Consider the following 14,106-nt stretch of genomic DNA (forward strand, 5'->3'; position numbering starts at 1 on the left):
AAACAAGAATAACTGGTGTCCGCCACCGCAAGGTGGGCGCCACCGTCAGGGGCACATCATGCAAGATGCACACTCTCACTCCGCTATTTCTCAAACTCCCATTTGGCAGGCGCTACAGGCCCAGGCCGCGACGCTGAAGCAGCGTCGCCTCAAAGACCTGTTTGCCGAAGATCCGTCGCGCGCGCGCGACTTTTCCCTGGAGCTGCCGCATTTCCTGCTGGATTTTTCCAAAAACCATATCGACCGGTCAGTTTTTGTAAATTTATTACGTCTTGCAGAGGCGGCAGGGCTTGAGCAGTGGCGGCAAGATTTTTTTGCGGGCAAGCCGATCAATGCCACCGAAGGTCGGCCGGTTCTGCACCCCGCGCTGCGCGGGGGGCTCGAGGACGATATCGAAATCGGCGGGGTATCCGTCACAGGGGCCGTGGAGGCGGAGCTGCGGCGCTTGAAAGAGCTTGTAGTTTTACTACATAATGGCCACCTGACTGGCTACAGCGGTAAACGAATCGCCAATGTGGTCAATCTTGGTGTCGGCGGCTCCCATCTCGGGCCGCAGACTGCCATCGAAGCACTGCGAGCCCATCGGAAGGGCGATGTCGCAGTGCATTTTGTTTCCAATGTGGATGGAGCCCAGCTCACGGACGTGCTGGCCGGCCTGGATGCCGGTTCGACTTTGTTCATCGTCTCGTCCAAGACATTTACGACCAGTGAGACGTTGACCAACGCGCGCAGTGCACTTGAGTGGCTAAGGCGCGCGGCACCGGAAGTGCCGGCAGAAGAGCTGTTGCAGCAGCATTTTGTGGGTGTCACCGCGAGCCCGGAGAAGGCGCAGCAGTTCGGCATCCTCCCGGAGCGGACTTATGGCTTCTGGGATTGGGTCGGCGGTCGCTACTCATTGTGGTCGTCCATTGGCCTGCCGATCGCCATCGCCTGCGGGTTCGATAACTTCCGGACGCTGCTCGACGGTGCGGCAGAAATGGACCGCCATTTTCACGAGACACCGTTTGAGGAGAACGCGCCGGTAATCATGGCGCTGTTGAGTGTCTGGTATTGCACCTTTATGGGGTATCCCGCCCAGGCGGTTTTGCCTTATGACCAGGCGCTGCACATGTTGCCCGCATATCTGCAGCAGGCCGATATGGAGAGCAACGGCAAATCTACCACCCGTGCAGGGGTGGAGGTGGATTACGCAACCGGCCCTCTAATATGGGGGCAGACGGGCATCAACGGGCAGCATGCTTTCTACCAGTACCTGCACCAGAGCCCGGAAGTGGTTCCCGCCGATTTTATTGGCAGCGTGGCACCGGGGCACGACCTCGACGGTCACCACGAGATTCTGCTGGGGAACATGTTCGCGCAGAGTCAGGCGCTGATGAACGGTGTGGATGCGGAGTCCGTCACTCTTGAGCTGGCAGCCAAAGGGCTGTCGCAAGAAGAAATAAGAAGGCTCACCCCTTTCAAAGTACACAGGGGTGGAAAGCCAAGTAACACAATACTCTTGAAGGAGTTGGACCCCCGATCACTGGGAGCGCTGATCGCACTCTATGAGCACAAGATTTTTGTTCAGGGTGTGATTCTGCAAATTTATTCCTTTGATCAGTGGGGAGTGGAACTGGGTAAAGGTCTTGCCAGCAAACTGGAGCCGAAACTGGCCTCCGGCGATCTGGCGGACGAAGACGGTTCAACTGCCCAACTGATCGAATACTACCGCCGGATAAACGGCGCGGTTACGTCCACGGAGCTACCTGAAGTTAAGGTGGCTGAGCCTGCCGGAGAACAGGCTTAACTGCAGTCAACGCGATCGCGTGGAACGGGCTGATAAAAAACGAAGAGTTGATCAAAAATGGCAAACAAATCAGTGGTAAACAGTCGCATACAGGCGGTGACCGATAGGATCATCCGCCGCAGCGAAGAAACCCGGGCCAGCTACCTGGCTCAGGTGGAACGCGCGCAGGGCAAGGGCCGTGCACGTCACAAATTGTCGTGCGGAAACCTGGCGCACGCGATGGCTGCGTCCAGCGATCACGACAAGAATCTGATCGCCTCCGGACAGGGCCCCAACCTGGCCATCATCAATGCCTACAATGATATGTTGTCGGCACACCAGCCTTACGGTACCTACCCGGAAATGCTCAAGGCAGAAGCCCTGCGCAATGGTGCAACCGCACAGGTTGCCGGCGGTGTACCAGCCATGTGCGACGGCGTGACCCAGGGCCAGCCGGGTATGGAGCTGTCACTGTTTTCCCGCGATGTCATTGCCATGGCCACCGCCATCTCCCTGTCCCACGATATGTTTGACGGCGGCATGTATTTGGGGATCTGCGACAAAATTGTCCCGGGTCTCGTTATCGGCGCCCTGTCGTTTGGTCACCTCCCCGCAGTGTTCATACCGGCGGGCCCCATGCCAACCGGTCTCGCCAACGCGGAAAAGGTGCGCGTGCGCCAGCTTTACGCAGAAGGCAAAGTAGGCCGCAAAGAATTGCTGGAAGCGGAGAGCGCTTCGTACCACAGCGCCGGTACCTGCACCTTTTACGGAACCGCCAATAGCAACCAGATGCTGGTGGAAATCATGGGCCTGCAGTTGCCAGGCAGTTCCTTCGTCAATCCGGGCACCGAGCTCCGCGATGCGCTCAACCACGAGGCGGTCAAACAGCTGGTACAGATTACCGAACCCAGCAACTACACCCCTATTGCCAAGATCCTGTCCGAAAAAGCGTTCGTTAATGGCATCGTTGGCCTGCACGCTACCGGTGGTTCCACCAACCACACCATGCACCTGATTGCCATGGCGCGTGCCGCCGGTATCCAGATCACCTGGCAGGACATGGCGGAGCTGTCTGAAGTGGTACCACTTCTGTGCCACGTATACCCGAACGGTACCGCGGACATTAACCACTTCGCCGCAGCCGGCGGTATGCAATACCTCATTCGCGAACTGCTGGGCGCCGGCCTGCTGCACAACGATGTAAGCACGGTGCTTGGTGATTCCGGTATGGAGCCCTACACCTATGATCCGTTCCTGAATGAAGACAAGGACGGTCTGGTGTGGCGCCCGACAGCGGAAGAGTCCGGCAACCCGGACATTATCCGCCCCGCAGCCGATCCTTTCTCCAGCCACGGTGGCCTGCAGTTGCTGGAAGGCAATCTTGGCAACAGTGTGATCAAAGTGTCTGCACTGAAAACCCCGCAGCTGAAAGTGAAAGCGCCTGCCGTGGTGTTCAATAGTCAGGACGATCTTTTGGATGCGTTCAAGGCGGGTGAACTGGAAAAAGACTTTGTCGCCGTGGTGCGATTCCAGGGACCTCAGGCCAACGGTATGCCGGAGCTGCACAAACTGACACCTTCGCTCGGCGTTCTGCAGGACCGCGGCTTTAAGGTGGCGCTGGTCACTGACGGCCGCATGTCCGGAGCCTCCGGTAAAGTGCCGGCGGCAATCCACCTTTCCCCGGAAGCCCTGGAAGGTGGTGTGGTGGCAAAAATCCAGGACGGAGATGTGATCGAGCTGGACGCGGAAGCCGGCGTTCTCAAAGTAGAAGTAAGTGATGAAGAGCTGGCCGCACGCGTGCCGGCGGAATGTGACCTGTCTGCCAATGCTACAGGCATGGGTCGTGACCTGTTTACCAATATGCGCAAACTTGCGAGTGGCGCGGAAACTGGCGGAAGCATTCTTTTTTAACTGAATTCGCGCGGGCTGCGGTGAAGCATCGAGTTCGCGCAACTGTTTGAGAGCATAGCAATGGCAAACTCATTTGACATGGTACTGTTTGGCGGCGGCGGAGATCTGTCGCTGCGCAAGCTGATCCCGGCGCTGTACCGGGCTTACATTGAAGGTGGCCTGAATAAAGATACCCGCATTCTGCCGGTGGTTCGCCGCCAGGAAGATGCGGACTCTTATATGAAAACCGCACAGGCGGCGCTGAAAACCCACCTGCGTGATGGTGAATACAGCGATAAGAGCTGGAAAGAGTTCAGCGCATTGTTGCGCGCCGTTTACCTGGATATCGCCAAGCCCGACGAGCAGTGGGATGAACTGGTGGATATTCTGGGTAAAGACACCGAGCGCACTCGCCTGTTTTATCTCGCGATCCCGCCGGCGGTATTTGGCCCCTGCTGCGAAAACCTCTCGATAAAAGGCCTTATCCACGAAAACTCCCGCGTGGTTGTGGAAAAGCCGCTGGGCTACAACGCCAAGACTTCCGACGAGATCAACAGCAAGATTGCCGAGTATTTCCCGGAAGACAGCATTTTCCGTATCGACCACTACCTGGGTAAGGAAACCGTACAGAACCTGCTGGCGTTGCGCTTCAGCAACGTGCTGTTTGAACACCTGTGGGACGCGAAGACCATCGATCATATCCAGATCAGTATTTCTGAAACTGTGGGTCTGGAAGGGCGTGCGGGCTTTTACGATGACACTGGTGCGATGCGCGACATGGTGCAAAACCACCTGTTGCAACTGCTTTGCCTGATCGCCATGGAATCCCCCAACAGCATGTCCGCGCGCAATATCCGCTCGGAAAAAATCAAGGTATTGGAAGCGCTGCGCCCGCTGACTGGCGACGCCGTAGATACCAACATCGTGCGCGGCCAGTACGTTGCCGGCGGCCTTGGCAAGGAACTGGTGCCGGGTTACCTGGAAGAATTGAAAGCGGCGAACAGCACCACTGAAACTTTCGTTGCTATTCGGGCGCACATCGATAACTGGCGCTGGACCGGCGTGCCTTTCTATCTGCGTACCGGCAAGCGCATGGAAAAACGCTGTGCGGAAATCGTGATTCAGTACAAGAACGTTTCCCATAGCGTGTATCAGCCAGAGGCCGGAAAAGTACTGCCGAACCGCCTGGTAATCCGCCTGCAGCCTGAAGAGAGCATCAAGATGGTGCTGATGGCGAAGAAGATGGACAGCCTCACTATGGAGCTGCAGCCGGTGGAGCTGAACCTGACGTTGTCCGATACCTACGACAGCTTCAAGAGTGATGCCTACAAGCGCCTAATGCTGGATGCCGCAGCAAACAATTCAGCGCTGTTTATCCACCGCGAGGAAGTTGCCGCGGCCTGGGCTTGGGTCGACCCGATTATTGATCACTGGCGCGACACCGCCAACCAGCCGCAATTGTACCGCGCAGGTACCTGGGGGCCGCAGGCGTCCAATCAGTTGCTGGCTGAAAACGGTCACCACTGGTTCAACCCCTGAGTGGTCCGGCAAAACCTTTAGCAAGGTCTGAGAGAACAAGGTCTGAGAGACATGGTTGAAGAAAAATTTTTTGCAGACAGAGAGCGGCTCACCCTGGCGCTGGCCAATGAATGTGCTGCGGCACTGCATGCTGGCATCAAGGAAAATGGACAGGCTACTTTCCTGGTCAGTGGTGGCAGTTCCCCCGAACCGGTCTACCGCGAACTTTCCCGTCGCCCACTGCCCTGGGGGCAGGTCAATGTGGCGCTGGTAGATGAGCGCTGGGTAGAGAAGGATGAAGCCGGCAGCAACCTGGCATTCATTTCCAATAGCCTGTTGCAAAACGAAGCGGCCAAGGCGCCCTGCCTGGGCATGAAGAATGCCGCGGCTACGCCAGCAGAAGGTGAAGCGGATTGCGAGCGCGCTTATCAGGAGCTCTCCCGTCCTTTTGATGTGTGTGTGCTGGGTATGGGCAGTGATGGCCACACGGCGTCTTTCTTCCCCTACGCGGAGGGCCTGGACGAGGCTCTGGATACAAAAAGCGAGAAGCTCTGCAAAGCCATTACCGCGAAGCAGAGCGAGGTGACGGGCGCCCATACCGAGCGAATGACCCTCACACTTGCTGCCATTTTGCAGGCAAAAGAAATCAAGTTGCTGATTACCGGTGAAGAAAAACTCAAGGTTTACCGTCAGGTATTGCTCGGCGATGACGTGAGTGAAATGCCGGTGCGCAGCATTCTCAAGCAGGGTGCGAAACCGGTCACTGTGTACTGGGCCCCATAAATCAAATAACGATCGAATAGCGACGAGTTTTAGGAATTGACCATGCAACAGACTCTGGTACCCGTATTGGAACAGGCTGGCGTTGTGCCGGTAATTGTAGTGGACAAGGTGAGCGATGCGCTGCCGCTGGCGCAGGCTCTGGTTGAGGGTGGACTGAACGTACTCGAAGTCACCTTGCGCACCGAGGCAGCGCTGGCTGCAGTGGAAGAGATTGCCAAGCACCTGCCAGATGCACACGTAGGTACCGGAACTGTGCTGAACGCGGGAGATATCCAGCGCTCCGTCGATGCTGGCGCTACCTTCATGGTGAGCCCCGGTGCCACCGAAGCGTTGCTGAATGCTGCCGACAATGTGTCAGTACCCCTGCTGCCCGGTGCAGCCAACCCGTCTGAAGTTATGCGTCTGCTGGAGCGTGGTTATGGCTACCAGAAGTTTTTCCCGGCGGAAGCCGCGGGTGGCATCCCCATGCTGAAGTCCATCGGTGGTCCGCTGGGCAAAGTGAAATTTTGCCCCACCGGTGGCATTAGCCCGAAAAATGCAAGCGATTATCTGAGCCTGTCCAACGTTGTGTGCGTGGGCGGTTCCTGGATGGCAGCCCCACAACTGGTTGCCGAGAAAAATTGGGCGGAGATTACCCGTTTGGCCAAGGAAGCTTCCCTGCTGAAAGGGTAATTCCCATTTGGCGTTGCTTGACAGCAGTTTCACAGAGTAGCGCAGTGCTCGGGGGGGATATATCGCCCGGCACGAACAACAAAAATTCATAAACTTTAGACATAGAGGCTGTAGCGATATGAAACTCAGAATTGCTATCAACGGTTATGGGCGTATCGGGCGCAATGTCACTCGCGCAATTTACGAGTCTGGCTATAACGACCGCATCCAGCTGGTTGCGATTAATGATCTGGCACCGGTTGAGGCCAATGCCCACCTGACTCGTTTCGATACTGTACACGGCCGTTTCAATACCGAAGTAGCCGTTGACGGTGAGAACCTGGTGATCGGTGGTGACACTGTAAAGGTTTGCCAGGAGCGTGATCCTGCCGCTCTGCCGTGGGCCGAGCTGAAAGTTGATCTGGTGCTGGAGTGTACTGGCCTGTTCACGGATAAAGCGGCGGCCTCCAAGCACATGGCAGCCGGTGCAAAGGCCGTTTTGATTTCTGCCCCGTCTAAAGATGCTGATCTGACTGTGGTTTATGGTGTAAACGACGACAAGCTGACCGCGGAGCACAAGGTTGTTTCCAACGCGTCTTGCACCACCAACTGTCTGGCGCCGGTGGCGAAAGTTCTGAACGAGTCCATCGGTATCGAGCGTGGCTTTATGACCACCGTGCACGCTTATACCAACGACCAGAACACCCAGGACGCGGTTCACAAAGACATTTACCGCGCGCGCGCCGCCGCCGACAACATGATCCCGACCAAAACCGGCGCAGCTGCCGCGGTTGGCTTGGTGCTGCCAGAGCTGCAGGGTAAGCTCGACGGTATGGCGGTTCGCGTTCCGGTCAACAATGTTTCTCTGGTGGACTGCCAGTTTATCGCCAGCCGTGAAACAACTGCGGAAGAAATCAATGCGATCCTGCAGGACGCAGCCGGCAGCATGAAAGGCGGTGTACTGTCTTACTGCGACCAGCCGCTGGTTTCTGTGGACTTTAACCACACCTCCGCATCCAGCCACTTTGATGCCAACCACACGCGTGTAAACGGCAACCTGGTGAAAGTCATGTCCTGGTACGACAACGAGTGGGGTTTCTCTCATCGTATGCTCGATACTTCCCTGGCTATGGCGAAGGCTCAGGGGCTTTAAGTCAGCCCGAAAAAATGGCTGTAACAACAGTCTGATAACGTTTCGTTATCCTGCCGGGGTGGGTGCAATACCCGCTCCGGTTTTACTTTCAGCAGTCAACGCTGATTGCCATAAAAAATACGATTATCAAAAACCGTCTCACATCCACTCGATAAACGAATACCACCACTATGATTCGCCATACAAAAATTGTTGCCACACTCGGCCCGGGTACAGACAAGCCGCGTGTAATTGACGAGATAATCCGCGCCGGCGTCAATGTTGTACGCCTGAACTTTTCCCACGGCAGTGCCGACGACCACCGCAAGCGCGTGGAAGAAGTGCGCCGCGCCGCCGCTGAGCAGAACCGGCTGGTAGCGGTGCTTGGCGACCTGCAGGGGCCGAAGATTCGCATCGCCCGTTTTGCCGAGGGCAGCATCTTTCTCGAGAACAATGCGGAGTTCACTCTTGACGCCGATTGCCCGAAAGAGGGCGGTAATCTGCAGCGCGTTGGTGTGGACTACCCTTCGCTGATTGCGGACTGCAAGCCCGGCAATATCCTGTTGCTGGACGATGGCAAGATCCGCCTGGAAGTTACCGGTGGTACCAGCAGCAAACTGTTCTGCCGCGTATTGCAGGGTGGCAAGCTGTCCAACAATAAAGGTATCAACCTGCTGGGTGGCGGCCTGTCTGCACCGGCACTGACGGAAAAAGACTACGAAGACATCAAGCTCGCGGCCGAGTTGGATGTGGATTTTCTGGCAGTAAGTTTCCCGCGCAGCGGTGAGGATCTGGAAATCGCCCGCAATGCCATGCGCGAAGCGGGCAGCAACGCCGCTATCGTCGCCAAGGTTGAGCGCGCCGAAGCCGTTGGCAATGATGAGCAGATGGATGACATCATCCTCGCCTCCGACGTGATTATGGTTGCCCGCGGTGACCTGGGTGTTGAAATCGGTGATGCGGCGCTGGTGGGTGTGCAGAAGAAACTCATTAACCGCGCAAATGCCCTTAACCGCGGCGTGATTACCGCCACCCAGATGATGGAGTCCATGATTACCAATCCGACGCCGACCCGCGCGGAAGTAATGGACGTGGCCAATGCGGTACTGGACGGCACCGATGCCGTAATGCTGTCCGCGGAAACGGCCGCGGGTGATTTCCCGGTAGCTGCTGTGGAATCCATGGCCGAAGTTGTGGTGGGCGCTGAGCAGTATCTGGGTACCACCTCGCGTCCGGCCGCAGATCGCTCCTCTTCCGAGACCATCGATACGGTCATTGCCCAGGCGGCGATTGAATCTGCGGCGCGGGTTGAAAACTTGTGCGCGGTTGCGGCACTCACCGAATCCGGCCGTACGCCGCGCATCATGTCCCGTGCTACCAGCCAGTTGCCGATCTACGCGCTGACGCGCCACTCCCGTGTTGCGCGCCAGCTGGTGCTGCTGCGCGGTGTCGACCCCATTGAATTCGATCCGGCATCCGTGCCGCTGGGTCACCTGACCGATGCTATCGTCGAGGTACTGGGTTCGCGTGTTACCCTGGAGAAAGGCCAACGTATCCTGATCACCCAGGGTGAGCGCCTGAACATGGGCGGGGGTACCAGCTCCATGCGCATCAAGGAAATCGAGTAAGCCTCCACTCGAGTTCGTCATCAGCTCCCGGCTTTTGCCGGGAGTTTTGTTTTGGGGCTTATCAATTCCTGAACCCGAACGCTGAGGTGTCGCCACTCAGGCCGCCGATGCCAGTCGGGAGCGGGGTGTTGTACGAATTTTGTACTGTCCTGACCCTTAATCCGGCGCTATTGCACTCCGAGCTGTCATAAAAGGCAGTTTGAGGTTACAAGAAACTACGAAATATCCGGATAATTTCTCCCCGGGCCTGTAGCTTTTTCAATTCATTCTGTGTATTGTCGAACGTGAGAATGACAGCGCTATCATAAAAACGAATGACAGCGCTATCATTTGGCGGTACAAGGTGAATAAAAAAGTTTCTAACCAAACCTTTATATCTATAAAAAAGGAAGGGGAAATCGATGCTAAAGCGCAATAAACTCGCTCTCTCGATCAGTGCGGCTGTACTCGGTGGTAGCCTCGTGGCTCCGCTGGCGGTTGCTCAACAGGATGAGGCTCTGGAAGAGATTACCGTAACCGGTATTCGTGGGGCCCTGCAATCCGCTCTGGACACCAAGCGTGACGCCAATGCGGTCGTCGACGCTATTTCTTCTGAAGATATCGGCAAGTTCCCGGACAAGAACATCGCTGAATCTCTGCAGCGTATCCCGGGTATCGCCATCAACCGCGGTTTTGCCGGTGAAGGTAACGAAGTGTCCATCCGTGGTGTTGACCCGGAACTGACTCAGACTCTGGTTAATGGACAGTTTGTTGCGTCCACCAGCTGGTTCTCACTGTCCTTCAACAAGCGCAGCTTCAACATGGACCTGATGCCGTCCGAAGTTGTTAAGTCTGTTGAAGTGTACAAATCTCCGACTGCTTCTCTGGACGAGGGCGGTGTAGGTGGTACCGTTATCCTGCACACCCGTAAGCCGCTGGAAATGGATCCGTTCACCGTATTCGCTTCCGCCGAAACCATGACCAACTCCCTCGACAGCGGTACTTCTCCGACTGTAAATGGCTTGGTTAGCTGGAAAGACGACTCCAATCGCTTCGGTATCCTGACTGCCGTTTCCTACGCTGAAACCATCGGTCGTGCGAATAAAGCGGAAAACTACTGGGAAGAAGGTTGGGGTGCATCCGGTATCGCCAACTTTAACCAGGATCGTGAGCGCCAGGCATTTGATATCAATGCGCAGTTCGCCGCTACTGACGAGCTGACCCTGGGTGCCCATTACTTCGAGACCTCTCTCGATGCTCAAAACACCAACCAGAACCTGCTGGTGTTCTCTACAGGCAACACTCAATACAGTGATGCCTCTAGCGATATCGCATCCACCAATGGTGTGCCGCTGAAAGGTACGCTCATCGGTGGTCAAGCTGGTGATGATGGTTCCCCCGCATGGCAGGTTCTGAACGACGTTAACACTCGTAGCCCGGAACTGAAAACTGATCTGGTAGAATTTACTGCTGATTATGAAGGCGATGGTTATCGTGTAAGCGGTGTGCTGGGTTCTACTAGTGCGAAAGGCGGTAACGGTGGCAACGTAAACTCCGGCTGGGGTATCTACGGTGAAGATCCTCGCTGGGCCGTTAATGGCGGTGACCTGAGTGTCGACTTCGACATGACCCTCGATGAAGGAATGGTTATTGATTTCGTTGGCGCCGACCCGATGCAGGGAGATTGGCTGACTAGCTTTGGAGCTTCCATCTCAGAGGTCAAACTGTGGGATGAAGAGACTTTCGCGCAGGCCGATTTCGAGCTGGATGTAGAGTACGGAGCGATTAAGACTCTGAAAGCTGGTGTCAAAGTGCGCGAGCATGAATTTGGCAAGTCTCAGTTCAACTTCGCTCTGAGCGAAGAAGCTGCCGAGGCGTTGGCTGGTCAGACTCTGGCGGGAAGCGGTTTCGCAGGTGACGTGATCGACGCTGGCGGTGTAATGGGTCCCGGTTCTGACTCCTCATACCTCGGTGTTGATGGCGATGCCGTGAATGACTTTGTACGCGCGAACGTTGGTGAAGGTGTTTTCGTACCCACGGCTTTCGGTGAGGTTACTGAAGACATCAACGCTTTCTATGTGCAGGCTGACTTCGAAGGTGATCGCTATCGCGGTAACTTTGGTGTGCGTTATGTGACCACTGATACGAGCAGCCAGACCTTCTTGGTGAATGGCGATAGCCTGGTAGCAGAAAACGATTACTCCGATGTTCTGCCTAGTGTGAACTTCGCCTACGACCTGACTGACGAAGTAATCATTCGTACATCTGCGGCAAAAGTAATGAGCCGTCCTTCTTACGGTACTTTGAACCCGGCCATTGGCGGTATTAACCCGAACGCGAATACCGCGTCTGCTGGTAACACTGCAATGAATCCGTTCCGTGCAAACCAGTTTGACCTTGGTGTCGAGTACTACTTCGCCGAAAATAGCTACGTGAGTGCTGCTGGTTTCTACAAGGATATCGAGTCTTTCGTGACCAGTACCACTGTTGACATGATGTTGCCGGAAGAAGAAAGCGAGCTCACTAACATGCCCGGCTTCGATGGTATCGAACCGTACACCGTATCCATTCCTGTGCAGGGTGCCGGTGGTTATGTTCAGGGTATCGAGCTGAGCTATCAGCAGATGTTCGGTAACTTCGGTGTGGTTGCCAATACCACTATCGCCGATTCCGAAGGTGAGGCTGCCGACGGAAGCAAGACCAAGCTGCCCGGTAACTCCGACCTGTCTTATAACCTGACTGGTTTCTACGAGGACGATATGTTCTCAGCGCGTGCGGCTTACACCTACCGCGATGAGTTCCTGGCCGAGGGTACTGCTCTGTCCGGTGCTCTGGATACTTTCGACGGTCAAAGCTACCTCGACCTGACTTTCACTTGGCACGCGAGCGAGAACATCGACGTAAGCCTGCAGGGTGTTAACGTTCTGGAAGAGATCACTGTTCAGCGTCACACTGTTGGTGAGCAAACCAACCGTGTTACCACCGAGAACGGTGCTCGCTACTTCCTGAAAGCCACTTACCGCATGTAAGCTGCTTTCTTCCCCCGGCGATGTCAGGGGGAACATGGAACAAAGAAAAAGGAAGGCTTTGCCTTCCTTTTTCTTTTTCCGGCCCCTGTGCGGTTGTCAGGGTCTCGGAAAACAGAGAGAATCGAGCGCAATAACGATAAAACCTAGCCCCCGAGAGGTTCAGGGTGGACACGAATCAAGATAATAAAGTCAGATCCATAGTCATTCTTGGTGGTGGCACTGCTGGCTGGATTACTGCAGCGAAGCTCGCAAAGCAACTGAACCTGAAGCCGGGCTCGGAGTATCAGGTAACACTGGTGGAATCCCCCGATATTCCGATAATCGGCGTGGGGGAGGGAACCTGGCCGACCATGCGCAAAACCCTGTCTGAACTGGGTATTGATGAAGCCGAGTTCATTCGCGAATGTGGCGCAACCTTCAAACAGGGAACGCGTTTCGTAAACTGGAAGCGTGAACCTGATCAGGTAGATAACCACTACTATCACCTTTTTAGTTCAATTTATGATCCTGCAGATTTTAATCTGGCGCCATACTGGGAGTCGGGTGTTGCTGGCGATCAGATTAGCTATGCCGATGCAGTGAGCGCTCAAGGAGAGGTTTGCAAGCGTGGTCTTGCGCCGAAGCAAATAACTACTCCCCAATATGACGGCATCATGAGCTATGCCTATCACCTGGATGCAGGAAAATTTTCCAAGTTTCTCGCTCGCTTTGCGGTTGAGAAACTGGGTGTCAAACATATCTATGCGAACCTCCAAAGTGTCGATTTTGATACCTATGGAGATATTTCCGAGTTAGTACTGGATACCGGTGACACCATTTATGGTGATCTGTTTGTTGACTGTAGTGGTTTTCGCAGCCTGCTACTCGGCGATGCTTTGGGTGTAGGCTTTAAGCCAGTTGATGATGTACTGCTTACCGATTCTGCTATCGCGATTCAGATCCCTTACGATGAAAAAGATGCGCCAATTCCTTGTCTGACATCTTCTACTGCACAGAGAGCTGGCTGGATCTGGGATATATCCCTGCAGGATCGCCGTGGCACTGGCCATGTCTATTCATCCGCTCATATGAGTGAAGATGAGGCAGAAGCAACCCTGAGAAGTTATTTGGGTGAGCGCGGTCGCGACCTGGATGCCCGCTCGCTCAAAATGCGCATCGGATACCGAGAGCGTTTCTGGCACCGCAACTGTGTGGCAATTGGGCTTTCGGCCGCTTTTGTTGAGCCATTGGAGGCTTCTGCGATATTCCTGGTTGAAGCTGCGGCAAACATGCTGTCTGAAATGTTGCCAGACAACCGTAAATCAATGGGGTATGTGCAGAAAACTTTCAATGACTCCTTTCGCTTCCGTTGGCAGAAAACAATCGACTTTATCAAGCTGCACTACGTGCTTTCCGAGAGACAGGGCCCCTTCTGGATCGACAATAGGAAGCCGGAAACAATACCTGAATCCCTTGCGGAACAGTTGGTGTACTGGCAGCTTCACGGTGTGAGCAAGTATCAATTTGATAGTGCCTTTGAGCCATTTCCGCAGGAAAGTTACCAGTATGTACTGTATGGGATGCGAGAGCGTACTATGTCTAGAAAACAGGCAATGCTACCGCGTGTAGAAGAGGCTAAAGCTCGTTTTCAGCAGGTGGAAAAAATAACTGAGGCGGTAGTTCGAGAATTACTTCCTCATCGAGAGTTGATCAACAAAGTAATACATTACGGCATTCCAAAAGTATAAATAT

9 protein-coding genes are annotated in these 14,106 nt (G+C 55.0%); all 9 read left to right on the forward strand.

The genetic code is table 11. From position 1 onward, the window contains the following. The first annotated feature begins 58 nt into the window (after positions 1-58). The gene (gene pgi / locus LC059_RS16285) at positions 59-1,786 is read left to right on the forward strand and encodes a glucose-6-phosphate isomerase (protein ID WP_226704930.1); all 1,728 of its coding nucleotides are present in this window, start codon (positions 59-61) and stop codon (positions 1,784-1,786) included. 57 nt (positions 1,787-1,843) lie between these two features. Further along, positions 1,844-3,676: a phosphogluconate dehydratase gene (gene edd, locus LC059_RS16290; RefSeq protein ID WP_226704931.1), complete on the forward strand. Its 1,833-nt coding sequence runs from the start codon at positions 1,844-1,846 to the stop codon at positions 3,674-3,676. A 60-nt stretch (positions 3,677-3,736) separates the two neighbouring features. After that, the gene (gene zwf / locus LC059_RS16295; protein ID WP_226704932.1) at positions 3,737-5,194 is read left to right on the forward strand and encodes a glucose-6-phosphate dehydrogenase; all 1,458 of its coding nucleotides are present in this window, start codon (positions 3,737-3,739) and stop codon (positions 5,192-5,194) included. Positions 5,195-5,245: 51 nt separating this feature from the next. Next, positions 5,246-5,956, forward strand: a complete 711-nt coding sequence (pgl, locus tag LC059_RS16300) for a 6-phosphogluconolactonase (protein WP_226704933.1) — start codon at positions 5,246-5,248, stop codon at positions 5,954-5,956. A gap of 42 nt (positions 5,957-5,998) precedes the next feature. Continuing rightward, positions 5,999-6,628 (forward strand): bifunctional 4-hydroxy-2-oxoglutarate aldolase/2-dehydro-3-deoxy-phosphogluconate aldolase, encoded by a 630-nt coding sequence (eda, locus tag LC059_RS16305; protein WP_226704934.1) that lies wholly within the window; start codon positions 5,999-6,001, stop codon positions 6,626-6,628. Positions 6,629-6,746: 118 nt separating this feature from the next. Beyond that, complete coding sequence (gene gap / locus LC059_RS16310; protein WP_226704935.1) at positions 6,747-7,760, forward strand: type I glyceraldehyde-3-phosphate dehydrogenase; 1,014 nt, start codon at positions 6,747-6,749, stop codon at positions 7,758-7,760. Between the two features lie 170 nt (positions 7,761-7,930). Beyond that, on the forward strand, positions 7,931-9,367 hold the full coding sequence (pyk, locus tag LC059_RS16315) for a pyruvate kinase (protein WP_226704936.1): 1,437 nt from the start codon (positions 7,931-7,933) through the stop codon (positions 9,365-9,367). A 401-nt stretch (positions 9,368-9,768) separates the two neighbouring features. Next, positions 9,769-12,375, forward strand: a complete 2,607-nt coding sequence (locus LC059_RS16320; protein WP_226704937.1) for a TonB-dependent receptor — start codon at positions 9,769-9,771, stop codon at positions 12,373-12,375. 164 nt (positions 12,376-12,539) lie between these two features. After that, on the forward strand, positions 12,540-14,102 hold the full coding sequence (locus tag LC059_RS16325; protein WP_226704938.1) for a tryptophan halogenase family protein: 1,563 nt from the start codon (positions 12,540-12,542) through the stop codon (positions 14,100-14,102). Positions 14,103-14,106: the final 4 nt, after the last annotated feature.

It is taken from the genome of Microbulbifer elongatus (assembly GCF_020524885.1).
Lineage (GTDB): Bacteria > Pseudomonadota > Gammaproteobacteria > Pseudomonadales > Cellvibrionaceae > Microbulbifer > Microbulbifer elongatus_A.

Excerpts from the sequence above, each read along its gene's own strand:
- zwf (WP_226704932.1), top strand. The coding sequence starts at position 3,737 with ATGGCAAACTCATTTGACATGGTACTGTTTGGCGGCGGCGGAGATCTG.
- LC059_RS16320 (WP_226704937.1), top strand. The coding sequence starts at position 9,769 with ATGCTAAAGCGCAATAAACTCGCTCTCTCGATCAGTGCGGCTGTACTC.
- pgl (WP_226704933.1), top strand. The coding sequence starts at position 5,246 with ATGGTTGAAGAAAAATTTTTTGCAGACAGAGAGCGGCTCACCCTGGCG.
- eda (WP_226704934.1), top strand. The coding sequence starts at position 5,999 with ATGCAACAGACTCTGGTACCCGTATTGGAACAGGCTGGCGTTGTGCCG.
- pyk (WP_226704936.1), top strand. The coding sequence starts at position 7,931 with ATGATTCGCCATACAAAAATTGTTGCCACACTCGGCCCGGGTACAGAC.
- edd (WP_226704931.1), top strand. The coding sequence starts at position 1,844 with ATGGCAAACAAATCAGTGGTAAACAGTCGCATACAGGCGGTGACCGAT.
- gap (WP_226704935.1), top strand. The coding sequence starts at position 6,747 with ATGAAACTCAGAATTGCTATCAACGGTTATGGGCGTATCGGGCGCAAT.
- pgi (WP_226704930.1), top strand. The coding sequence starts at position 59 with ATGCAAGATGCACACTCTCACTCCGCTATTTCTCAAACTCCCATTTGG.